Source organism: Polymorphobacter multimanifer, from assembly GCF_014205635.1.
GTDB classification, from domain to species: Bacteria; Pseudomonadota; Alphaproteobacteria; order Sphingomonadales; family Sphingomonadaceae; genus Sandarakinorhabdus; species Sandarakinorhabdus multimanifer.
On the sequence record NZ_JACIIV010000017.1, the window covers coordinates 29,309 to 51,933 of the forward strand.

Consider the following 22,625-nt stretch of genomic DNA (forward strand, 5'->3'; position numbering starts at 1 on the left):
GGCGCGCAGGAGAAGGGGACGATGACCGGCAAGCCAGCACTCAGCGACACGTCGTCGCTCTGCGACCGGCGGAGCGTGCTGGCGGCTGCGCTGGCGCTGCCGGTGGCGGCGTGCGGGGCGCCCGACGATCGCAAGCTGCTGCGCTGGTGGTCCCCGCAGGCCGCACCCGCGCAGGCGCGTGCCTACAAGGCACAGATCAAGCGCTTCGAGGCGGCGAACCCCGGCTACCGCGTGGCCTTCGAGCAGACCTCGGACGATGGCTATCCCGCGCAGTTCGCCGCGGCCTTTGCCGCCGGGCAGGTGCCCAATATCGTGACGCACCTGCCGTCTTTCGCGGCGCAAAGCTATTATGCGCAAGGGCTGGTCGAGCCGATGGACGCCGTGGTGGCGAGCATTGGCGCCGACCGCTTTCTGCCCGGCGCCAATGCGCCGTATCTGGCAACGGACGGACGGCTGAGTGCGGTGGCGCTCGGCGGCACGGCGGTGGACATGCTGTGGCTGCGGCGCGACCTGATGGAAGCGGCGGGCCTTGCAGCACCCCCGCGCGACTGGGACGAACTGCGCGACGCCTGCCGGCGGATGCAGACGGCACGGATCTATGGCGCCCCCCTGCCCTTTGGCACCAACAGCATGACATCCTTGGTGTTCATCTCCTTCATCCACCGCGCCGGCGGGCAGGTTTTTGCCCCCGACCTGACACTGACGCTCGACAGCCCGGCGACCTATGCGGCGCTCGACTTCTACCGCTCGATGCGCGAATTCTGCCCGCCGAGCGCCAGCAGCTTCGGCTGGGCGGACAGCCTCAATGCCTTTGTTTCGGGTGCCACGGCGACGGGCATCTATGGCGGGCGGGTGCTGGTGAATGTGGCGCGGCAGAACCCGGCGATGGCGCGACAGCTGCTCTGCGTCCCCTACCCCGGCCAGACCGCAGCAACGCCGGCCTGGACCTTCAACGATTTTCCTTGCCTGTTCATCCCCAAAGGCGCGAGCGAAATGGCGGCCACGCGCGCGCTCGCGGTCTCGCTCTACGAGCCCGAGGGTTATATCGGGCAGATGCTGGCTGCACCCGGCCATGTGCTGCCGGTGCTGCGCGGGATCACCAACAGCCCGGACTATTCCGGCAATCCGATCACCACGATGTTTGCCAAGGAAATCGCCACGATGACGGCGGCGGCGGCGGCGGGGCATAATCTGGGCTTCGAGAGCGCTGCACATGCGCCCAATGTGAAGGCGGGCGAGATCATCGCCAGCAACGCCATTGCCGAGATGGTGCAGCGGGTGACGATTTCGGGCGAACCGGCGAAAGCCGCTGTGGCGCGGGCGACCGACCGCATCGCGGCCATCATGCGCGCCGGGACCGACCGCGGATGATGGCGGCGACCGCAAAGCTGCGCGGCGACGGCTGGCTGGGGCCGCTGCTGATCGCCCCGGTGGTAGTCGTGCTGGGGGCGGTGATCGGCTATCCGCTGTTCACCGCACTGGCGCTGTCGCTGTTCGAGGTCGACACGCCGACGCTGCGCGCCAGCTTTGCCGGCATCGGCAATTACGCCGAACTGCTCGGGCCGGGCGGGCGCTTCTGGCCTGCACTCGGCGTGACTTTGGTGTGGACGGCGGCGACGCTGGCGCTGCAGGTCGTGCTCGGGGTGGCGATGGCGCTGCTGCTCAACCGTGACCTGTGGTTGCGCAGCCTGGCGCGCAGCCTCGTGCTGTTTCCCTATTTCGTGTCGACGGTGGTGGCGGTGCTGGTGTGGCGCTGGCTGTTCAACGACCTGTTCGGGCTCGCCAACCAGGGGCTGATGGCGCTGGGTGTGATCGAGGCGCCGATCGACTGGCTGGGGACGATGCCCAATGCGCTCTTGAGCGTGATCGTCGTGGGGGCGTGGAAGTTCTTTCCGTTCGTCGTGATCGCGGTGCTGGCGCGGCTGCAGACGATTCCGGAATCGCTCTACGACGCGGCGCGGCTCGACGGCGCCGGGGCCTGGGGGCGCTTTCGCGATGTGACGCTGCCGCAGATCGGCGAGGTGCTGGGCATCGTCGTGCTGCTGCGGGCGATCTGGGATTTCAAGGAATTCGACCTGATTTACCTGCTGACCGGCGGCGGGCCGGTGGATGCCACGCGGACCCTGCCGCTGACCGTCTATCAGGAGGCCTTCGGGCTGAACCGGATGGGGATGGCGGCGGCCTATGCGGTGGCGATGATGATCGTGATGCTCGGGTTCTTCGTCGCCTATCGGCTCGCCGTGCGGGGAAGGTCGTGAAGGGCCGGCTCGCGCGCTGGGGCTGGAGCCTGTTTGCCTGGGGGCTGATCCTGCTGGTGGCCGCACCTCTGGTGTGGATGGTGGCGACATCGCTCAAGCCCGAGGACGAGGTGTTCTCGCTCGAACCGGCGTTGCTGCCCGAGGAACCGACGCTCGAACATTATGCAACGTTGCTGACCGAGACCGGCTTTGCCGGCTATTTCGCCAATTCGGCGACCATTGCCACCGCGACGACGGTGGTGGTGGTGGGGCTGGCGGTGCTGGGGGCCTTCAGCCTGGCGCGGTTTCGATACCGGGGGCGCGAGACGATCGCCTCGGCGGTGCTGCTTTGCTACATGCTGCCGTCGGTGGTGCTGATCATCCCGCTCTACCTGATGATGGTGAAGCTGGGGCTGGCCAACACCATCGCCAGCCTCGTCATCGCCTATACGAGCTTTGCGCTGCCCTATGCGCTGTGGCTGCTGCGGACCTTCATGGCGGCGATTCCAGCCGAGATCGAGCAAGCGGCGCTGATCGACGGGGCGTCGCGGATGGGGGCGTTCTTCGATGTGCTGCTGCCGCAGGCGCTGCCGGGGATCATCTCGACGGCGCTGTTCACCTTCATCCTCGCGTGGAACGAGTATCTGTTCGCGCTGGTGCTGGTGAACGCCGATGATGTGCGGCCGCTGACCACCGGCGTGATGACGATGCTGGTGAGCGGCTTCAACATCGAATGGTCGCTGCTGATGGCGGCATCGGTGATGATGAGCGTGCCGCTGATCATCATCCTGGCGTTTCTGCAGGGCTATCTGGTCAAGGGCTTCGGCGCCGGCGCGGTGAAGGGCTGATGGCGAGCATTGCTTTCGAGGGGCTGACCAAGCGCTTCGGCACCACCGATGTGGTGCGCGGCATCGATCTGGCGGTGCCCTCGGGGGCTTTCCTGAGCCTGCTCGGGCCTTCGGGATGCGGAAAATCCACCCTGCTGCGGATGCTGGCCGGGCTGGAGGATCCAAGCGAAGGGCGGATATTGTTCGATGGCGAGGTCGTCAATGACGTGCCGCCGGGGCGGCGCGACATCGCGATGGTGTTCCAGTCCTACGCGCTCTACCCGCACATGACGGTGGCGCAGAACATCGCCTATCCGCTGCGCAAGCGCGGGGTGAAGCGCGCCGAGCGCGACGCCGCGGTGGCGCGGGTGGCGGCGATGCTGCAGCTGGATGCGCTGCTGGCGCGGCGCCCGCGCGAGCTTTCGGGCGGGCAGCAGCAGCGCGTGGCGCTGGGGCGCGCGCTGGTGCGTGATCCGCGGATCTTCCTGCTCGACGAACCGCTTTCGAACCTCGACGCGACGCTGCGCAGCCTGATGCGCAGCGAGCTGGTGGCGCTGCACCGTCGCATCGGGCGGACGATGGTCTATGTGACGCACGACCAGCTCGAAGCGATGACGATGTCGACGCATGTCGCGGTGATCGATGGCGGGGTGCTGCAGCAGTTCGGGTCGCCGGCGGATGTGTATCGGCGGCCGGCGAACCGGATGGTGGCGGGCTTCATCGGCACGCCGGCGATGGCGTTTCTGGATGGCGTGGTGGCGGCGGGGCGGCTGCTGGTGGCGGGCGAGGTGGTGGCCGCGACCGGCGCGGCTGACGGCGCGGTGACTGTGGGCGTGCGCGCCGAGGATGTGACGATCGGTGATGGCGGCATCGCAGCGCGGGTGAGCCATGTCGAGGCGGTGGGCCATGAGACGCTGGTAACGCTGGAGGGCGGCTTCGGCCGGGTGACGGCGCGCGCCGCCGCCGATTGTGCGCTGGTGCCCGGCGATGCCGCGGCTTGGGCTGCACGCGCCGAGCGGCTGCATCTTTTCGATGACCGCAGCGGGGTTCGCCTCGATGCGCCTTGTTCCCCGGTGAGGGGCCCAACCCCCAGAGATGAGCAACATGATGGATAGGAACGACTTCGACTGGCACGGCCCGATGCCGGCGGTGACCACGCCCTTCACCACCGCGGGCGGCGTGGACCATGATGCGCTGGCGGCGAACATCGACCGACTGATGGGCGAGGGCGCCACCGGCGTGCTGGTGGGCGGCTGCACCGGCGAGTTCTGGGCGCTGACGCATGACGAGCGGGTGGCGCTGACGGCGGTGGCGCGCGAGGCGCTGGCGGCACGCGGCACGCTGATTGTGGCGACGGGGGCGGCGACGGCGGCGGAGACGATCGTGCTGACGCGCGCGGCGGAGCGCAATGGCGCCGATGTGGCCCTGGTGCTGCCGAGCTATTTCATTGCGCTGACGCCTGACGAGATCGTGGCGCATTACCGCGAGGTGGGGGCGGCCTGCGGGCTGCCGCTGATGCTCTACAACATCCCGGGCAACGCGGGGAATGCACTGACGCCGGACATTCTCGATCGGCTCGCCGAGCTGCCGACGGTGGTGGCGCTGAAGGAGAGCAGCGGCGACTGGAACAACTTTTATGCCAGCCTGCTGCGCGTGGGCGACCGGTTGCGGGTGTTTTGCGGGCCATCGTCGCTGTTCGGCGTGCCGGCGATGCTGGCGGGCGCCGATGGCACGATCGACTGTTTTCCCAACATGTGGCGGCCAGGCGGGCTCGAGCTTTGCCATGCGGCGAAGCGCGGTGATCTGGAGGCAGCGCATGCGCTGCAGCGCACCGGGCAGCGGCTGACGAAGCTGTTCACCAGCGACGGGATGTCGCTCTATCCGGCGACCAAGGCGGCGATGGACCTGCTCGGGCTGCCCGGCGGGGGCCGGCCGCGGGGGCCGCTGCAACCGCTGACGAAGGCGCAGATGGCGCATCTCGAGCGGGGGCTGGCCGACCTCGGGTTCGGGGGCAGCGTGCCCGCCACTGCGATTTCGGCCTGAGGAGAGGCACATGGACCTGCACATCAAGGGGCGTCACGCGCTGGTCTGCGGTGCCAGCAAGGGGCTGGGGCATGCGGCGGCGGAGTCGCTGGCGCGCGAGGGGGTGAATTTGACACTGGTTTCGCGCGGGGCGGCACTGCTCGAGGATGTGGCGGCGCAGCTGCGGGCCGAGCATGGCGTGACGGTGGCGACGGTGGCGGCCGATATCACCACGGCGGAAGGCCGCGCGGCGATTCTGACGGCGTGTCCGGACCCCGACATCCTGGTCGCCAACCCCGGGGTGCGGCAGACCCCAGAGAACTTCCGGACGCTGGACCGCGCCGGATGGGATGGCTGGATGGAAGCGCATTTCTTCGCGACGCTCGAGCTGATCAACGCCGTGGTGCCGGGGATGTGCGAACGGCGTTTCGGGCGAATCGTCAATATCTCGGTGAGCTTCATCAAGTTTCCGCAGGTCAATTTCGGGCCAAGCCATGCGGCACGGCTGGCGCTGGCGGGGGCGATCGGCGCGATGGTGCGCGAGCTTGTGGCGCACAATGTCGTCATCAATTCGGTGCTGCCGGGGTTTTTCGACACCGAGGCGCTGCAGACCAACCTCCATGGCCATGCCGCACGCGGCAACACCACCTATGAGGCGATTGTGGAGAACCGGCTGCAATCGACGCCGGCCGGGCGCTTTGCCGATCCGGCGGAGTGCGGGGACCTCATCGCCTATCTGTGCAGCGCGCAGAATGGCTATATGACCGGGCAGAACATCGTCAACGACGGCGGTGTGTACCAGGGGCTGTTCTGATGCTGGCGGCGGCCGACCGGGTGGTGATGATCTCGGGGACCGGGCGGGGCATCGGCCGGGCGATCGCCGAGCGGCTTGAGGCCGAGGGTTTTCGGTTGTCGCTGGGCAACCGGCGGCCGGGGAGCGGTTTTCCGGGCGCCTTCCATCACCGGTTCGATGCCGAGGTGGCCGAGACCGCTTCGGCCTGGGTGGCGGCGACGGTGGCCGCATTCGGGCGGATCGACGCGCTCATCAACAATGCCGGGACGCTGACGCCGTTCACGCTGGCAACCGGCAGCGAAGCCGAGCTCGACCGGCACTGGGCGGTGAACGTCAAGGCGCCGCTGCGGCTGATCCGGGCCGCCATGCCGTATCTGGAGGCATCCGGGCGGGGGCGGATCGTCACCATCGCGTCCACCGACGGCAAGCGCGTGCGACCGGGAAGCGCGCTGGCCTATGCGATGACCAAGCATGCCGTGGTGGCGCTGACGCATGCGGCGCGGCTGGAAGGCTGGGACAAGGGGGTGCGCGCGACCGCACTTTGCCCCGGGGCGGTCGATACCGATCTGATCGCCGACCTGCCCGGCGTGACGCCCAAGGCCGATCGCATGCAGCCCGCAACCGTGGCCGAGGCCGTGGCGTTCCTGCTGTCGCTGCCCAACACCGCCTCGGTGGCGGAGCTGGTGATGAACACGCGGATGGAGCCGAGCCTCTAGCCGGTCCGGGTTGCTGGCGAATCGAGTTCGAACAGTGCGCGGAAGCGACCCTGCAGGGTGGTGAGCATCCGCGCCGGCACGCCTTCGAGCTGGCGGCCGATGCGGTGGACGAGGGCGATGCGCTCCTCCTCTTCCTCGACGCCGATCAGCGGCAGCGCCACGAGCTCGCCGGCGCGGAGATCGTCGACGATGGCAATGTGCGGCAGCACGGTGATCGATTCGCCCTGCTTGACGATGGCGCGCATCGTGTGGATCGAATCGGTGGTGAGCGCCGGCTTCAGCCGCAGGTGCTGGCGGATTTCGGCGGCGGCGAGAACCTGCCGGATGCGGAAGCCGTTGGGCGGCAGGCACAGCGTATGCCGGGCGAGATCGGCCAGCGTGAGGCCCTGGCTGCGCGCGGCGGGATGATCGGGGGCGCAGACGGCGTGCAGCGGCTGCGCCATCGACACGCGGGTGCGCAGGCGCGGCTCGCCGGCCATGGTGAAGATGACCGCCATATGGGCCTCGTCGTTGATGACAAGGCGCGCGGCATCGGGCGTCGTGGCGGTGCGGATGGTGACCGAGACGCCGGGATGACGGTGCTGGAAATCGGCGATGAGCTGCATGAAGGCGCGGCACAGGAAGCCTTCGCCGACGGCGACTTCGACATGGCCGAGCTTGACCTCGAGAAGCTGCTGGATCTGCGCGAACAGATGCTCGCGGCTCGCCATCTGCGATTTGTAGTGCTCGTAGGTGAGCTGGCCGGCTTCGGTCAGCCGGATGGTGCGGCGGCCACGCTCGAAGAGCGGGATGCCGAGATCCTTTTCGAGCGTGGCGATCTGGCGGCTGACCGAGGACACGGCAACGCCGATGCGGTCGCTGGCGAGGCGCATCGATCCCAAGGTCGCGGTCTCGTAGAAATAGTGCAGGGCCGCATCGGTGATCACGCCAAATTCTCGCTCAAGCAACCAACCCGGGCGTCATGCGCCCCGGGCGCGGGTTAGGCAATCTGCGCGAGGGTGAGAGGATCAGGATGGCTCAGCCTCGATGAGGTGGAACTGCGTCTGCCGCCCGTCGATATAGGTGACGCGCTTGCCGTCGAAAAAGGCATCTTCCTCGCTCTTGAAATCGACCATCTGGCCGTCCCATTCGGGCACTGCCTGAGTGGCCTTGAGCTCGATCGACCAGGCGATGTTCGGGCGGAGCCGATATTCGCCGTGCGGCACGAAGGTCTGATTTTCCGATTGGCCGATGGCGCTGCCGGCGGCATGGCCGTGATAGCCGATGGGATGCGAATAGATGGTGGGGTCGAGGCCCTGGGCGATCGCCTTGGCGCGCGCCCGGGCGAGGACTTGATTGCCGGTGTCGCCGGTGCGCATCTCGCTCGTCACGGCATCCTGGACGGCATTGCTGGCGCGCAGCCCCGCCTTCAGCCCGGCCGGTGCGTCCTGCTCGCCGGGACGCAGCACATAGGCGACATGCTGGGTATCGGTGTTGAGCCCGAGATAGCTGATGCCGAAATCGACGCGCAGCATGTCCCCGCGCTGGATGGGCTCGTCGGTTTCGCGCAAGATGCCGGGGACACCCTTGCGGGTGATCTCGACCGACGGCTGGAACCAGGAGCCGAGCCCGAGATCCGACACACGCTGGCGGTACCACCAGACCAGATCCTGGTTGGTGGTGGTGCCGGGCTTGACGACGGCGCCACTGAAGCCCTCCCCGATGATGGCATGGGCGATGCGGACGATCTGGCCATAGCGCGCCATCTCCGCGCGCGTTCGCGTCTCGAGCCAGCCGATGGCGAGCGGGAAGCCGGGGACGACGCTGGCGCGCTGTGCGGGCGTGAGCACCGCCATCAGCGCTTCGTGCTGGCTGTGGGTGAGGCCATCGGCGAAGGCGCTGTCTGGGGAGACATTGAGCGCGATGCGGCGCGGCGACCGCTCGGTGATGACCTCGGCGATGCGGCGCCACTGGTCGGGCTGCTTGTCCATGTCCCATCCCGGCGCGAACAGATCCCCCATGCCGTGCTTGTTCAAGACGAGCCGCTCGACGCGCTTGCCGCCGCCGGGATCGAAGAAGATCAGTACGGTGCGGCGCCGGGCGTGGAGCGAGGTGGCGTTGAGCATGGTCGCCATCACCGGGTCTTCGAGATATTCGCGCGCCACCAGCACCCACATGTCGATGCCGTGCTCGCGCATCAGCGCCGGGACGAGCGTGTCGAGGCGCTCGCGCAGCCAGAAATCCTGCAGCGCGGCGCGGTGGCGGAGCGGCAGGATGGCGGGGAGTGCGGGGCGCATCGAGGCTTCGGCCTGGTCGGCCGGCGGCAGGTCGGCGGCATTGGCCGGGGCGCAAGCCAGGGCGGCGGCGGCGGCGAGCAGGAGTTTCAAGGTCATGAGAAAGGCTCGTCGAGGCTTTTGGGCGGGGTCGAGAACCAGCGGGGGCCGGTTTCGGTCATGTAGAAGCAATCCTCGATGCGCACGCCGTAGCTCCCCGGAACATAGAGCCCCGGCTCGTTGGAAAAGCACATGCCCGGTGCCAGCGGGGTGGCCTCGCCATGGACGAGGTTGACCGGCTCATGGACATCGAGACCGATGCCATGGCCGGTGCGGTGCGACAGCCCGGGCAGCTTGTAGCCGGGGCCATAGCCGAGCGGCTCGTAGACGGCGCGGACGGCATCATCGACGCGGCCGGCGGGCGTCCCGACGCGGGCTGCCGCCATGGCGGCCTCCTGGCCGAGGCGGACATGATCGAACAGCCGGCGCTGACTGGCATCGGGGCTGCCGAAGACGAGCGTGCGCGAGATATCGGCATGATAGCCATCGACCGTGCAGCCGCAGTCCATCAGGATGACCGAGCCTTCGCGCACGGCCTGGCGCTCCTTCGAGCCATGGGGAAGCGCGCTGCCTTCGTTGAGCTGGACGCCGCCCGAGGGCGTCTGGCCGCCGAGCCGGGCGGTTTCGGTGGCCATGAGGAGGTAGACGTCGGGGCCCGACATGCCCTTCTCGATCTTTGGCGCCATGGCGCGATAGGCAGCGATGGTGATGTCCGAGGCGCGCTGCATCAGCGCGATTTCGGCCGGGGACTTGATCATGCGGCAGGCGTTGACCAGTGCTGCGCCCGAGCGGACACCAACGCCGGGGAGAGCGCGCTGCAGGCCATCGATGGCGAAGTGGCGGACGGTCTCCTCGATCGCGACGGGACGACCGGCCAGTTTGCGCTCGGTGAGCCATGCGGCGACCAGCGCATGCGGGTTTTCGTCTTCCTGCCAGACACGGACATCGCCGGGAACGGCAAGCATCTCGCGGATCGATGGCTCCTCGAAGAAGGGGGTGACGACGCAGATCGGCCCCTCGGCGGGGATGAGGGCGGCGGTGAGCCGCTCGCTGCGCCACCAGTTGATGCCGGTGAAATAGCGGAGCGTCGAACCGGCTTCGACGAAAAGGGCACCGATGCCGCCCTGCTGCATCAGCGACTGGACCCTGGCCATGCGCGCCATGCGTTCGGCGGTGGTGATCGGCTCGGCGTTGGCGATGGGGCTGTTGGCGGGGATGCTGCCGATGCCGGCGCGGGCGGGAAGGCTTGCGAGGGCGGCGCCGGCGGCCCCGAAGGCAAGAAGCTGGCGGCGGTCGATTGCGGTCATGAGCGGGCTCCTCGCGGCCTCATTTGCCGAGATCGCGGAGCAAGGTGTCCCAGAAGACCAGCTCCTTGTCGAACGACTTGAGCAGGAGGCGCTCGTTGGCGCCGTGGGCGCGCGCATCGAGGACGCGGACCATGGCGAGGCTGCCGGCGCCATAGGTGGGGATGCCCTGGCTGCGGAATTCGCGGCCATCGGTGCCGCCCGAGGACATCGATGGCTCGACGGGGGCGCCGGGATAATTGGCGTGGACGGCGCGGCGGATGGCGGCGAAAAGCGGTGGATTGACGGGCGAGACCGGGCTGGCGGTGCCGGCATTGTCGAGCGTTACCCTGGCGCCGGTCTTCTGGACGGCATCCTGCAGCGACGCCTGCACCGATTCGATGCTGGTGCCGGGGAGGATGCGGCAGTTGACGGTGATTTCGGCGGTCTGCGGCAGCGCGTTGGGGGCGTTGCCGGCCTTGAGCATGGTGGGCACGCAGGTGGTCCACATCAGCGCGCTTTCGGGGTTGCGCTCGGCGATGCCGCGCGCCGCGGTGTCCTGCGGGTTGGCGAGCAGGGCCTTGAGCGCGGTGCCGAATGCGCCGGGGCTGCGCGCGGCAAGGCTTTCCACCATCGGGCGGGTGATCTCGTTGAAGGCGGCGGGAAAGCGCAGCGTGCGCACCGCCTGGATGGCTTCGGCGGCATCGAAGATGGCGTTGTCGGGGCGCGGGGCCGAGCTGTGGCCGCCGGGATTGCTGGTGGTGAGGAGGAAGGTGGCGAAGGTCTTTTCTGCCGACTGGATGGAAAAGACCGGGTTGGAGCCATCGGCCTCCATCTCGGCGCCGCCGGCATCGGAATTGAGCGCGAACTCGGCGCTGGCGACGAGCGGATGCTTCACCAGTGCCTTGGTGGTCTGCATGCCCGTTTCTTCGTCGCCGGAGAAGACGAGGAGGAAATCGCGCGACGGCACCCAGTTCTCGCGCTTGAGGCGGATGAAGGTGGCGAGCAGCGCCGAGACGCCGGCCTTGTTGTCCGAAGCGCCGCGCGCATAAAGATAGCCGTCCTTCTCGACCGGCTTGAAGGGATCGGTATCCCAGCTGCCGGGGACGGCGCCGACGACATCCATATGGCCGAGCAGGGCGACGGGCTTGGCCTTGCCGCGCCCGGCGAGGCGGACGATGAGGCCGGCGGTGGGCTCGGTATCGACGGTGACGGGCACGGTGATGATGTCGGCATCGGTGAAGCCGGCGGCCTTGAGGCGGCGGGTGACGGTGGCGATGAGGGCGGGCACATGGCCGGCGCCCTTGACGGTGGGGATGGCGACAAGCTCGGAGACGATTTCGCGCGCCATGGCGCGGTCGGCATCGGTGACGGGGGCTGCGTGCGCCGGCAGCGCGATTGCGCCCGCAAGGGCTCCTGACGCGGCAATGGCCGCCAGCCTTGCGAAACCGATCATGGCATTCTCCAGTATCAAGTCAGGTCCCTCCGTCCGGCTGCGTGCCGGACGGAGGGATGCAATTCTAGAAGTCGACCGAGGCGTTGAGGAAGAGGTAGCGCCCGGTGGCATCGTAGAATTGCGGATAGGTGTTGCCGTTGCCGCCGTCCTCGATTGCCGCACTGGTGGTGAGCGGCGGCTGGCGGTCGAACAGGTTGTTGACGCCGAGGCGGAAGACGAAGCCTTCGCGCACGCGATACGCCGCCGACAGGTCGAAGTAGTTGCGCGAGCCCAGCGTGCGGATGATCTCCGGCGCGTTGCCGGCGAGCACCGGCTGGGTGCTGGTCGACGAGATGGCCACCGACGACACATGGCGCCAGATGAGCGACAGGTCGAAGTTGAAGTTCGATTGCCATGTCGTCATGAAGCGGTGGCGCCACTCGGGCCGGGGCCGGCCGCACAGGCCGCCGTAAAGACCCTTGCACTCGTAGATGTCGGATTCGGGCGAGTTTGGCAGCGGGATCGTCTCGAAGCTGCCGAGGTAGGTGCCCTGCAGGTTGAACGCGAGGCCGCCGGCGTTTTCGCCGAGCATGCCGGCGAGGCTGGTGCGGTAATCGACGGCGAGATCGATGCCCGTGGTGCGCAGCGAGCCGGTGTTGACGTTGAAGCGGCGGAAGAAGCCCGCCTCGCCCTGGAACAGCGAGCCCGACCCCGGATTGCGCTGGATGAGGTTGCAGAAGAATGGATCGCCGTTGTTGATGCAGTTTGCCAGCGACAGATTGGGGTTGACGCTGCCGACAAGGTCTTTGACCTTGATGTCGAAGTAATCGATCGAGACGGTGAGTGCTGGCAGGAACGACGGCCGCAGCACGGCGCCGACCGAGATGGTGTCGGCGGTTTCGGGATTGAGATCGGGGTTGCCGCCGATCAGCGAATTGAACTGCCCGGCCGGGTTGTCGACGATGTTGCCATATTGTGCCGCGGTGACGCCGGTGTTGGCGCATTGCGCGGCGCTGGCGAACGGAGTGGCGCCGGAGCAGGGATCGAACGAGCCATTGGCATTCTGCGTCAGCTCGACTTCGAACAGCGACTGGCCCGAGAACAGCTCGATGACGTTGGGGGCGCGGACGGCGCGCTGGAAGCTGCCGCGCAGCCGGACATCGGAAACCGGAGCCCAGGTGGCGCCGAGCTTCCAGGCGTTGGCGGTGAAGCCGGTATCATAGTCCGAATAGCGATAGGCGCCCTCGACGCTGAGCAGCTCCATGAACGGCGCGTTCTCGACGAGCGGCACATTGACTTCGATGAAGGCTTCCTTGGCCACGGTCTGCCCCGAGATGGGCAGCTCGGGGCTGGCAGAGGCGCGGTAGATCTCGTCGGGCACATAGTCGACGGTGTTCTTGCGATATTCACCACCGAAGGCGATGCCGACGCCGGTTTCGGCAAACGGCGAAGTGATGCCATAATCGCCGAGGTTGCCGTCGATCGACAGCACGATGTTGGTCAGGCTCGTGTCACCGGTGATGCTCTTGAACTCGGCGATGTAATCGACCGATTCCTGGCTTGCGGCGGCGCCGAAATAATCGAGCGGCGCGCAGTTGGGGTCGTTGTTGTCGGGGTTGTTGTCGGCGTTGATCTTGCAGACCGTCTGCCCGAAAGTGGAGGACCCTGCGCGACCGTCGCGAACGGCATAGAAGGCGTTGGCGGTGCGGGGACGGTTCGCATCGCCCGAGAAGCGGCTGCGATAGCCGACGTTGGAATATTGGCCATAGAGATCGTAGCGGAACGACCCGACCAGATCACCGCGCGCGCCGACGACGATGCGGTAGGTGGTGTGGCGGATATCGTCCTGCCGGTTGCCGCCCTCGACATTGCGGCGCGCGACGAGCACGCCCTGGGCGATGCCCTGGGGCGCCACGTAATTGCCGCTGGCATCATAGGTGCTGCCCAGCGACAGGCCGTTGGATGTGCACAGGAATTGCGCCTGCTGCGCCGACAGGAAGGGGTTATCGCAGTTGATGCCGCTGATGCCCGACGAATTGACGAGGATGCCGCCATTGTTGTTGCCCGGCGCGATCTGGGCGACCGAGCGGTCGTCCATGAAATGCCCCTCCATGTAAAGGGTCAGGTGGCGGTTGAAATCATAATGCGCCACGGTGCCGAGCATGTAGCGCTCGTCGGGGCGCTGGTAATAGTTGAAGGGCGCGAAATTGTAGCTGGCGGTGCCCGGCACGAACTGGCTTTCGGACACGCGGAACGACGTGGGCAGCCCGGGAAGCCGTGCGGCATTGGTGAGGTTGGCGGGCGCGTTGTTCGCCGAGCCCGAGCAGGTGAAGGCGTTGCCGCCCGGGCCGGTCGCGCCGAGGGCGCAGGCCGAATAGTCATAGTCCTTCTGCAGGATCGGGTTGACCTTGCGGTAGGAGGCATAGGCGGTGACGTTGCCGCGGCCTTCGGCGAAGTTGGTGCCGAGCACGGCGGAATAATCCTGCGCGAAGCCGTTCCAAACCGAATCGTCGGCAAGCCGGTACTGGCCGGGGAAACGCTGGTCGAACGAGCTGACGAGATCGCGCAGGCCGTCATTGTTGTTGTTGTGCTGGAAGGCGGAGACATTGCCCATCAGCCGGACGCCCTGGAAATTCTCCATGAGGCGGAAGTTGACGACGCCGGCGATGGCATCGGAGCCATAGGTGGCCGAGGCGCCGCCGGTGAGCACATCGACCGACTCGATGAGCGCAGCCGGCACCTGGTTGACGTCCGACGGGATGTTCTTGGGGCTGCCATAGGCAAGCCGCCGGCCGTTGACGAGGACGAGGGTGCGCGATGGCGACAGGCCGCGAAGATCGACCTGGGCGGTGCCGGTGGCCTCGTTCGAGTTGTTGGCGCCTTGGGCTGCGAAGACGTTGGGAAGCTGGTTGAGCAGATCCTCGGTGCGCACCGTGCCGCGCTGGGCGAATTCGGCGGCGGTGACCTGGATGATCGGACTGACGCTCTGCAGATTGGGGCTGCGGATGCGACTGCCGGTGATGACGATTTCATCGGCATCAGCGGGGGCAGGAGCTGCGGCGGCGGCGGGAGCGCCGGCCGGCTGGGCTGCCGGCACATCCTGCGCGCTGGCCATAGCATGGCCGCCGAGTGCGGCAAGGATTGTCGTCGTCATCAGTATCGGCCGGACCCGGACCATCGCAATTCTCCCTGTTGTGTTGATAAAGGTTGAGTGTTCCCCGCAGCGCGTCTGCGGGGGCTTCTGATTTGGCCCTGTGACTGGGCCGCGTGGCTGGGCCCTGTGACTGGGCCCTGTAACTGGGCCTCAGTATTTCCAGCTGGTCAGATCGGCGCCCGGCGGTGCGGCTTTCTTGATCCGGTCGAGGATCTTGGGGATGTACATGCTGTTGTAGCGCAGCCGCGAAATGGCGTTGGGCTGGGTGGGATCGCCGTTCCAGCAATGCTCGGCGCGGTCGCCGTACTTGACCTCGCCCTGATAGGGCGGGTCTGCCTTTTCGAGGAACGCTTCGGTCATGTAGACGGCGTTGTTGAGGTAGTAATTGTCCATGTCGCCGACATAGATGTGGAGCTTGCCCTGCAGGTCGGGGCCGATCTTCTTCCAGTCGCGCTCGAGGATGTGGCGAAGGTCGTAGTTTTCGCGCCAGTGCGCTGCCACCGCCGGATCGATGACGCCGGTGCGCTTGTCGAAGATGCGCTTGGGATAGCCGTCTTCCCCCATCGGCGAATAGACCGCTTCCCAGATGTCCCACTGGCCGCCCGAGCGGGTCTTTTCGCCGAGCACCAGCTCCAGCCGGTTCTCATGCTCGGCAAGATAGGGAACATGGCCGAGATAGTTGCGCTTGCCGGGCTTGGGGACGCGGCCGAACGGCCCCTCGCGCCAATAGGCGTTCTTGTCCTCGTAGATGTTGGTGACCATGTAATGACGGAAATCGATGGGATCGGGGCAGGCGATGAAGGCGCCGTTATATTCCTTGGGATAGAAGATCTGGACGGCGGCCGCCTCCCAGCCGCCGGTCGATCCGCCGTAGAGGTAGCGCGCCCAGCCTTGCCCGAGGCCGCGGAACTGCTTTTCGAGTGCCGGAATGAACTCATGGGTGATGGCATCGCCATAGGGGCCGATGTTGGCCGAGTTCACCGCATAGCTGTCGTCGTAATAGGGGTTGGAATGGTCGATCTCGACGATCAGCATCCGCGGGAAATCGTCGGAGATCCACTTCTTGTAGAAGTCATGGGCTTCCTGCTGCTCGATGCGGTTGTAGCAGGGCTCGCCGAAGCGGGCTGCAGGAACGCATTTGAGGTCGGCTTCGGGCGGAGTGGTGCGGAAGCCGCCGAAATCATCGGGGAAATGGCCGTGAAAGATGGCCAGCGGATATTTGGCCTCGGGGTGCTTGTCGAAATCCTTGGGCACCAGAACATGGCCGGTGATGAAGGTGTCCCGGCCCCAGAACTTCGTCAGGCTCGGGCTCTTGAACTTGAAATGGCGGATGAATTCGCTGTCCTTCGCCGGTTCGATCGGCGGCAGCACGGTATCGAGGTTGAGACTGATGGTGCCGGACTTGGCCGGATCATAGGCGAGCTTGACCGGCTTGCTGACGAGGTTGCCCGGCTCGTTGCGCCAGTTCTGCCCGGCGCCGCGCGCCGCCGGCAGCTTGACCGTCTTGCCGTTGGCGAGGTTGTAGGTGTCGTATTTGTGAAGGACCGCCTGGACAAAATACTCGCCCTTGGGGACGCCCGAAAGGCTTTCGGCGGGGAAGCCGAGCATGGTCGAATCGATGGTGACGGCCTGGCCGCGCCGCAGCCCGTCGACGGTGATGCCGACCACCTGGGCCGCGTCGAAATCCGCCGCCACCTGGAAGCGGGGCTCGGTCTCGCCCTTGGGGGTGAGGATGAGCAGCACCCGGCCATCATATTGCGCGTCGGGCGCGCTGGCGGGCAGCGTGATGCGGAAGTTTTCGGCAGCGGCGGGCGCTGCGGGGATGGCGGCGAGCATCGCGGCCATGGCGCCGAGGCTGGTGAGCCCGCGGAGTGTTGCTGTCATGTCATTTCCCTCCCTTGCCGATGAGCCACAGCTCGGTGCGGCGCTTGTCGATGTAGGTGACCTTGTTGCCGTCGAAAAAGGCGTCCTGCTCGGTCTTGAAGCCGATCCGCTGTCCGCCCCATTCCGGCACGGCGGCGGTGGCGCTGAGCTCGATCGACCAGGCGGTATTGGGGAAGACGCGGTGCTCACCGCGGGGATCGGGGTTCTGATTGTCCCAGAAGCCGATTGCGGTGCCGGCGCCATGGCCGTGGAAGCCGATCGGGTGCGAGTAGATGCTCGGGTCCAGCCCCTCGGCAAGCGCGCGTGCCCGCGCCCGCGCCAGAACGGCATTGCCGGTATCGCCGGCGCGGAAGCTGTCGGTCAGCGCATCCTGAAGGCGGTTGCTGGCGTTGAGGCCGGCGCGCAGCCCCGCCGGCGCCTCGGTTTCGCCGTCCCGCAGCACATAGGCGTTCTGCTGGGTATCGGTGTTGAACCGCAGATAGGTGATGCCGAAATCGGTCCAGATCAGGTCGCCCTTCTCGATGACGGTGTCGCCTGACAGCGCGCGCTCGGCGCCCTTGCGGCTGATGGCGACCGAGGGCTGGAACCAGGCGGTGAGGCCGAGGTCGGCGATCTTCTGGCGGTACCACCAGACGACGTCGCGCGTGGTGGTCTTGCCCGGGGTGATGACCGCGCTGGAAAGGCCCTCGGCGAGGATGGCGTGCGCCAGCCGCATCACTTCGGGATAGATCGCCATCTCCGCCGGCGTGCGGGTTTCGAGCCAGCGCACGGCAAGCTGCTCGTCGCGGATGATGCGCGACCGCATTGCCGGCGTGAGCGCCGCCATCATGCCTTCATAGGCGCTCAGCGTCATGCCATCGGCAAAGGCGGTGAGCGGTGAGGAATTGATGGCGATGTGCGAGGGGTTGAGCTCGGCGATGATCTCGGCCAGCCGCGCCCATTGGTCGGGCTGCTTTTCAGGCTCCCATGACGGCGCGAACAGCCCGCCAAGGCCGTAGCGGCTGACGGTGAAGCGCTCGAGAGGCTTGCCGGGACCCGGATCGAAGAACACCAGGATCGTCCGCCGCCGCGCCAGCAGGCTTTCGGCATCGAGCATCGTGGCGACAACCGGCTCCTCGAAATTCTCGCGGGCGACGATCACCCACATGTCGACGCCGCGCTCGCGCATGATCGCCGGCACCACGGTATCGAGCCTGTCCGCGAGCAGCCGGTTCACCACGGCTGCGCGTTCGCGCATCGGCAGCACCTTCGGATAGGCAGGACGCTCCTCGATCGCCGCCATCGCCGGAGACGCCAGCATCACCATGGCAACAAGGCCCAACGCTGCGCCGCGCAACAGGCCCTGCCGGCTTTTTCCCCCTGTTGGCCGGACCCTCATCGAAATTCCCCCGAAATCCAAAGCACGGGGTGAGGTGTAACAATTATGTCAGGAGGGAAAAACACCGCTGTCTGCATCGCATCGTTGCGCTGGATGCGTTGTGTCGCTGGCGATGCGACACCGGCAGTCGCTGCTCACGCAATGATTTTACATGCGGAGCATGCGCTTTGCGATGGGCGAAGAAGGCGAGCGCTCAGGTCAGTCAGCCGGCGTTGTCCCAGCTGCCATCGAGAAGCTTGATGATCGCCGAGAAATCACGACTGCCGCCGCCGAGCCCCACGAACATCTGGTAGAGCGACTCGGCCTGGCTTGCCATCGGCACGCTACCGCCGGCCGCCGCCGCCGCCTCGACGGCCAGCTTGAGATCCTTGAGCATCAGCGCCGACGCGAAGCCGCCTTCATAGTTGCGATTGGCCGGCGAGGTCGGCACCGGTCCCGGCACCGGGCAATAGCTCGTCATCGACCAGCACTGGCCACTGGCTTTCGAGCTGATGTCGAAGAAGGTCTGCAGGTCGAGCCCGAGCTTCTCGGCCAGCACAAAGGCCTCGGCGGTGGCGATCATCGAGGCGCCGAGCAGCATGTTGTTGCAGATCTTGGCAGCCTGGCCGGCACCGGCCTCGCCGGCGTGGATCACCACCTTGCCCATCGCCTGCAGCAACGGCTCGGCGCGGGCGAAGGCTTGCTGGCTGCCGCCGACCATGAAGGTGAGAGTGCCGGCATTGGCCGCGGCGATGCCGCCCGAGACGGGGGCATCGACCATCGCGAAGCCCTGTGCCGTGGCTCCGGTGGCGGTGTTGCGGGCGGTGCCCACGTCGATCGTCGAGCAATCGAGGAACAGCGTGCCGGGGGCGGCTGCGGAGAACACCGACTCGGCATAGACTGCAGCGACGTGCTTGCCGGCGGGCAGCATGGTGACGACGGCGTCCACATCCTGCGCCGCCTCGGCCGCCGATGTGGAGGGGGTGCAGCCGGCCTCGGTCGCGCGCGCCATGGCGTCGGCGGCGAGATCGAAAGCGGTGACCTGATGGCCGGCGCGGACAAGATTGGCGGCCATGCCGCCGCCCATGTTGCCGAGGCCGATGAAAGCGATGCGTGCCATGCTTCCCCCTCCCCTACTTCATCGTCGGGATGACGAAGCTGCTGTCGGTCACACCGCCCTCGGCGTTGAGGCTTGGCCAGCGCTGGGTGACGGTCTTGATCTTCGTGTAGAAGCGCACACCTTCGGGGCCATGGACATTGCTGTCCCCGAAGGCCGAGCGCTTCCAGCCGCCGAAGGTGTGATAGGCGACCGGCACCGGGATCGGCACGTTGATGCCGACCATGCCGACCTCGACATTGGCCGCGAACTCGCGCGCCGCGGGGCCGTTGCGGGTGAAGATCGCGACGCCATTGCCATATTGGTGGTTGCTCGGCAGCGCCAGCGCCTGCTCGAACGTCTCTGCGCGAAGCATCTGCAGCACGGGGCCGAAAATCTCCTCCTGGTAGCTGCGCGCCGTCGACTGCACATGATCGAAGAAGGTGGGGCCGACGAAGAAGCCGCCCTCACGGCCTTGCAGGCTGAAGCCGCGGCCATCGACCACCAGTTCGGCGCCTTCGTCGACGCCCATCTGGATGTAATTCTCGATGCGCGCCTTGTGGGCGGCGCTGACGACGGGGCCGTAGTGCGCATCCTTGTCGGTCGACACGCCGAGCCGCAATCTTGCGATTTCGGGCAGCAGCGCCTCGCGCAGCGTGTCGGCGGTGGCGGCGCCGACCGGCACCACCACCGGCAGCGCCATGCAGCGCTCGCCAGCCGAGCCGAAGGCGGCACCGACGAGATCGGCGACGGTCTGGTCCATGTCGGCGTCGGGCAGCACGACGGCGTGGTTCTTGGCACCCCCCATCGCCTGGACGCGCTTGGCGTTGGCGGTGCCGCGCGAATAGACATAGTGCGCGATGTCCGACGAGCCGACGAAGCTGACGGCCTTGATGTCCGGATGGTCGAGGATGGCATCGACTGCGGCCTTGTCGCCATGGACGACCTGGAGGATGCCGGGGGGAAGCCCGGCTTCCATCATCAGTTCGCCGAACCTGACCGGCACCGATGGATCACGCTCGGAGGGCTTGAGGATGAAGGCGTTGCCGCAGGCGATCGCGACCCCGAACATCCACATCGGGATCATCGCGGGGAAGTTGAACGGGGTGATGCCGGCGACGACGCCGAGCGGCATGCGCATCGAATAGACGTCGATTCCCGGCCCCGCGCCGAGCGTGAAATCGCCCTTCAGCAGATGCGGGATTCCGCAGGCGAACTCGATGACTTCGAGGCCGCGCTGGATGTCGCCGCGGCTGTCGGCAATCACCTTGCCGTGCTCGGAGGAGAGCAGTGCTGCCAGTTCGTCCATGTCGCGCTCGACCAGGCGCTTGAACTCGAACAGCACGCGCGCCCGGCGCTGCGGGTTGGTGGCGGCCCAGCCCCTCTGCGCGGCCACCGCCGACGCGATGGCGGCGTCCATCTCGGCCGCCGATGCCAGCGCCACCTGCGCCTGCACGGCTCCGCTGTTGGGATCGAACACATCGGCGAAACGGCCCGATGTGCCGGAAACGGCAGCGCCGTCGATGAAATGGTCGATTGCGCGCATGGATCACTCTCCCTGCCGGTCTGGTGCCGGCCATGGTGTCATCTAGTCGGGGCAGGCGCTGGCAGGCAAGCTCAGGCCTGTCGGCCGCCGCCCGCCTTGATCCAGGCGGTGATCTTGGCTTCGAGGACCGCCAGCGGCATGCCGCCGGTATCGATGCACTGGCCGTGGAAATCGCGGACATCGAAGCGGGGGCCCAGGACTGCCGTGGCTTCGCGGCGCAGGCGGGCGAAGGTCAGCTCGCCGATCTTGTAGGCGCAGGCCTGGCCGGGCTGGGCGATGTAGCGGTCGATTTCCACAGCGACGTCGCGCGGCGCCATCGAGGTGTTGTCCATCATGAAATCGATGGCGCGCTGCCGGCTCCAGCCGCGCGCGTGGAGGCCGGTATCGACCACGAGTCGCACGGCGCGCAGCATCTCCATGTCGAGATGCCCGAACCATTGCCAGGGGTCCTTGAACATCCCGAGTTCGCGGCCGAGCGATTCGACGTAGAGCCCCCAGCCTTCCGAATAGGCGGTGGTCGAGCCGTAGCGCAGCAGCGGTGGCAGGCTGGTGTTCTCGCGCGCCAGCGTGATCTGGAAGTGATGGCCGGGGATGCCCTCGTGCAGGGTGAGCGTTTCGAGCGTGGGGATCGGCCGGGTGTTGAGCATGGCCATGTTGAAGAATAGCGTGCCCGGCGTCACGCCATCGGGCGGGCCGGGCTTGTAGTAACCGGTGCCACGCTGGCCGCCGAGTGCCGGCAGCCCGGCGACGCGGAACGGCGCCTTGGGGCGGTTGTGGAAAAGGGCTGGAATGCCCTTCCAGATGCGGCCCTCGATCTCGGCGAAGCGCGCCAGCAGCTCGGCCTCGTCCTTGCAGTAGAATTTCGGATCGGTGCGAACATGCTCGAACAGCGCCTTGAGATCGCCCTTGAAGCCGACCTGGCCGCGCACCTTCTCCATCTCGCCGCGGATGCGCGCGACTTCCTGCAGCCCCAGCGCATGAATGGCATCGGCGCCCATGCTCGTGGTGGTGTGGCGGGCCAGCTCGGCGGCGTAGAGGCGGTCGCCGCCGGGCATCGAGGCGCGGCCGGGGCCGTCCGGCGCCTTTGGCGCATAATCCTTGGTGAGGAACGCCTGCCAGCGTGCGAAGGCCGGCAGCACCTGCCCGGCGATTGCCTGGGTGTAGGCTTGTGTGAGCCTCACGCGGTCTGCCGGCGAAAAATCTGCGGGCATTCGCGTGATGGCAGCGTAGAAGGGCGTCGCCTCCACCGACAGTGCGAGCATCGCATCGACCTGCTTGAGCACATTCTCGACAATGATCTTCGGCTGCACCCGGCCGGCGGCCATGCCTTGGCGCAGCCGCACCAGCGTCGTGTCCATGAAGCCGGTGAAGCCGGTCAGCCGATCAAGTCCCGCCTCATAGTCCCCGACAGTGGCGAAGCCGGCGCCGGCGCCCGAGACGAAATCGGGCATCGAGACATGCAGCCCGAACGACGGGTTGAGCGGCGCCTCGCGCTGGATTGCAGCCAGCCCGGAGGTGATGAAACCGAGCGATGTCTGCAGCTTGTAGGCAAAGACATCATAGGCGATGGCGTCCATGGCCGTCAGCGCGCCGCGATCGATGGCCTGCAGTTCGGCGAGCTCGCGGCGCTTGTTCGCCAGCACGGCATCGGCATGCGCGTCGGTGAGCGGATCGATGAACACCGCGGTGCCCGCCGGGCGCGGCCGGCCGGGCTCGCCGAGCGGATCGAGCGCCAGTTCGGCCGCCGAGCTTGCATCGATCAGCGCCCGCAGGCGCGCGGCAGGCGTGAGCGCGGGTCCGGACTGGCCCGCGGCAAGCGGCGCCGCGATGCCGGCGGCCAGCAGGCCGAGAGCAGCGCGCCGGTTGAGCGGCGATGCGATAGTTTGAACGTTCATGATACCCCTGCGGTGCGGTGTGCGCACGGCAGAGTGCAAATACGGACGGCCAAAAGCAATGGGGATAA

Annotated in this window: 17 protein-coding genes; 7 read left to right on the plus strand and 10 right to left on the minus strand. The window is 67.1% G+C overall.

What is annotated here, in order from left to right; translation table 11 throughout:
* The first annotated feature begins 21 nt into the window (after nucleotides 1–21).
* The 7 genes from FHS79_RS12130 to FHS79_RS12160 are packed head-to-tail and all read left to right on the plus strand — an operon-like array spanning nucleotide 22 to nucleotide 6,595.
* On the plus strand, nucleotides 22–1,371 hold the full coding sequence (locus tag FHS79_RS12130) for an ABC transporter substrate-binding protein (protein WP_184200300.1): 1,350 nt from the start codon (nucleotides 22–24) through the stop codon (nucleotides 1,369–1,371).
* On the plus strand, nucleotides 1,371–2,258 hold the full coding sequence (locus FHS79_RS12135; RefSeq protein WP_184200303.1) for a carbohydrate ABC transporter permease: 888 nt from the start codon (nucleotides 1,371–1,373) through the stop codon (nucleotides 2,256–2,258). Before FHS79_RS12130 ends, FHS79_RS12135 begins: the two co-directional genes overlap by 1 nt.
* The gene (locus tag FHS79_RS12140) at nucleotides 2,255–3,085 is read left to right on the plus strand and encodes an ABC transporter permease subunit (RefSeq protein WP_184200306.1); all 831 of its coding nucleotides are present in this window, start codon (nucleotides 2,255–2,257) and stop codon (nucleotides 3,083–3,085) included. Before FHS79_RS12135 ends, FHS79_RS12140 begins: the two co-directional genes overlap by 4 nt.
* Nucleotides 3,085–4,179 (plus strand): ABC transporter ATP-binding protein, encoded by a 1,095-nt coding sequence (locus FHS79_RS12145; protein ID WP_184200309.1) that lies wholly within the window; start codon nucleotides 3,085–3,087, stop codon nucleotides 4,177–4,179. The genes FHS79_RS12140 and FHS79_RS12145 overlap by 1 nt, the downstream gene beginning before the upstream one ends.
* The gene (locus tag FHS79_RS12150; protein WP_184200312.1) at nucleotides 4,169–5,107 is read left to right on the plus strand and encodes a dihydrodipicolinate synthase family protein; all 939 of its coding nucleotides are present in this window, start codon (nucleotides 4,169–4,171) and stop codon (nucleotides 5,105–5,107) included. The genes FHS79_RS12145 and FHS79_RS12150 overlap by 11 nt, the downstream gene beginning before the upstream one ends.
* A gap of 10 nt (nucleotides 5,108–5,117) precedes the next feature.
* Complete coding sequence (locus tag FHS79_RS12155; protein WP_184200315.1) at nucleotides 5,118–5,900, plus strand: SDR family oxidoreductase; 783 nt, start codon at nucleotides 5,118–5,120, stop codon at nucleotides 5,898–5,900.
* Entirely contained in the window at nucleotides 5,900–6,595 is a 696-nt protein-coding gene (locus tag FHS79_RS12160; RefSeq protein WP_184200318.1) for an SDR family NAD(P)-dependent oxidoreductase, read from the plus strand. Before FHS79_RS12155 ends, FHS79_RS12160 begins: the two co-directional genes overlap by 1 nt.
* Here the strand turns inward: FHS79_RS12160 and FHS79_RS12165 are convergent.
* The 10 genes from FHS79_RS12165 to FHS79_RS12210 all read right to left on the minus strand — a co-directional run bounded on the left by FHS79_RS12165 (nucleotide 6,592) and on the right by FHS79_RS12210 (nucleotide 22,557).
* Nucleotides 6,592–7,521 (minus strand): LysR family transcriptional regulator, encoded by a 930-nt coding sequence (locus tag FHS79_RS12165; RefSeq protein ID WP_341534457.1) that lies wholly within the window; start codon nucleotides 7,519–7,521, stop codon nucleotides 6,592–6,594. The two genes, FHS79_RS12160 and FHS79_RS12165, sit on opposite strands and share 4 nt — an antisense overlap.
* Nucleotides 7,522–7,602: 81 nt before the next feature.
* Nucleotides 7,603–8,967, minus strand: a complete 1,365-nt coding sequence (locus tag FHS79_RS12170; RefSeq protein ID WP_184200321.1) for a M24 family metallopeptidase — start codon at nucleotides 8,965–8,967, stop codon at nucleotides 7,603–7,605.
* A complete protein-coding gene (locus FHS79_RS12175) occupies nucleotides 8,964–10,214 on the minus strand; it encodes a M24 family metallopeptidase (protein ID WP_184200324.1) in 1,251 nt (416 codons plus the stop codon). The genes FHS79_RS12170 and FHS79_RS12175 overlap by 4 nt, the downstream gene beginning before the upstream one ends.
* 19 nt (nucleotides 10,215–10,233) lie before the next feature.
* A complete protein-coding gene (locus FHS79_RS12180; RefSeq protein WP_184200327.1) occupies nucleotides 10,234–11,646 on the minus strand; it encodes a M20/M25/M40 family metallo-hydrolase in 1,413 nt (470 codons plus the stop codon).
* Between the two features lie 64 nt (nucleotides 11,647–11,710).
* Nucleotides 11,711–14,803, minus strand: a complete 3,093-nt coding sequence (locus tag FHS79_RS12185) for a TonB-dependent receptor domain-containing protein (protein WP_184200330.1) — start codon at nucleotides 14,801–14,803, stop codon at nucleotides 11,711–11,713.
* Between the two features lie 126 nt (nucleotides 14,804–14,929).
* Nucleotides 14,930–16,663 (minus strand): alpha/beta hydrolase, encoded by a 1,734-nt coding sequence (locus tag FHS79_RS12190; RefSeq protein WP_243452854.1) that lies wholly within the window; start codon nucleotides 16,661–16,663, stop codon nucleotides 14,930–14,932.
* Nucleotide 16,664: 1 nt separating this feature from the next.
* On the minus strand, nucleotides 16,665–17,984 hold the full coding sequence (locus FHS79_RS12195; RefSeq protein WP_341534458.1) for a M24 family metallopeptidase: 1,320 nt from the start codon (nucleotides 17,982–17,984) through the stop codon (nucleotides 16,665–16,667).
* Nucleotides 17,985–18,243: 259 nt separating this feature from the next.
* Entirely contained in the window at nucleotides 18,244–19,140 is an 897-nt protein-coding gene (mmsB, locus tag FHS79_RS12200) for a 3-hydroxyisobutyrate dehydrogenase (RefSeq protein ID WP_184200333.1), read from the minus strand.
* A 13-nt stretch (nucleotides 19,141–19,153) separates the two neighbouring features.
* A complete protein-coding gene (locus FHS79_RS12205; RefSeq protein ID WP_184200336.1) occupies nucleotides 19,154–20,662 on the minus strand; it encodes a CoA-acylating methylmalonate-semialdehyde dehydrogenase in 1,509 nt (502 codons plus the stop codon).
* Between the two features lie 71 nt (nucleotides 20,663–20,733).
* Nucleotides 20,734–22,557 carry a DUF885 domain-containing protein gene (locus tag FHS79_RS12210; protein WP_184200339.1) on the minus strand — a complete coding sequence of 608 codons (1,824 nt, stop codon included), beginning with the start codon at nucleotides 22,555–22,557 and terminating at the stop codon, nucleotides 20,734–20,736.
* Nucleotides 22,558–22,625: the final 68 nt, after the last annotated feature.

Excerpts from the sequence above, each read along its gene's own strand:
- FHS79_RS12130 (WP_184200300.1), top strand. The coding sequence starts at position 22 with ATGACCGGCAAGCCAGCACTCAGCGACACGTCGTCGCTCTGCGACCGG.
- FHS79_RS12135 (WP_184200303.1), top strand. The coding sequence starts at position 1,371 with ATGGCGGCGACCGCAAAGCTGCGCGGCGACGGCTGGCTGGGGCCGCTG.
- FHS79_RS12145 (WP_184200309.1), top strand. The coding sequence starts at position 3,085 with ATGGCGAGCATTGCTTTCGAGGGGCTGACCAAGCGCTTCGGCACCACC.
- FHS79_RS12150 (WP_184200312.1), top strand. The coding sequence starts at position 4,169 with ATGATGGATAGGAACGACTTCGACTGGCACGGCCCGATGCCGGCGGTG.
- FHS79_RS12155 (WP_184200315.1), top strand. The coding sequence starts at position 5,118 with ATGGACCTGCACATCAAGGGGCGTCACGCGCTGGTCTGCGGTGCCAGC.
- FHS79_RS12160 (WP_184200318.1), top strand. The coding sequence starts at position 5,900 with ATGCTGGCGGCGGCCGACCGGGTGGTGATGATCTCGGGGACCGGGCGG.
- FHS79_RS12170 (WP_184200321.1), bottom strand. The coding sequence starts at position 8,967 with ATGACCTTGAAACTCCTGCTCGCCGCCGCCGCCGCCCTGGCTTGCGCC.
- FHS79_RS12175 (WP_184200324.1), bottom strand. The coding sequence starts at position 10,214 with ATGACCGCAATCGACCGCCGCCAGCTTCTTGCCTTCGGGGCCGCCGGC.
- FHS79_RS12180 (WP_184200327.1), bottom strand. The coding sequence starts at position 11,646 with ATGATCGGTTTCGCAAGGCTGGCGGCCATTGCCGCGTCAGGAGCCCTT.
- FHS79_RS12185 (WP_184200330.1), bottom strand. The coding sequence starts at position 14,803 with ATGGTCCGGGTCCGGCCGATACTGATGACGACGACAATCCTTGCCGCA.
- FHS79_RS12190 (WP_243452854.1), bottom strand. The coding sequence starts at position 16,663 with ATGACAGCAACACTCCGCGGGCTCACCAGCCTCGGCGCCATGGCCGCG.
- mmsB (WP_184200333.1), bottom strand. The coding sequence starts at position 19,140 with ATGGCACGCATCGCTTTCATCGGCCTCGGCAACATGGGCGGCGGCATG.
- FHS79_RS12205 (WP_184200336.1), bottom strand. The coding sequence starts at position 20,662 with ATGCGCGCAATCGACCATTTCATCGACGGCGCTGCCGTTTCCGGCACA.
- FHS79_RS12210 (WP_184200339.1), bottom strand. The coding sequence starts at position 22,557 with ATGAACGTTCAAACTATCGCATCGCCGCTCAACCGGCGCGCTGCTCTC.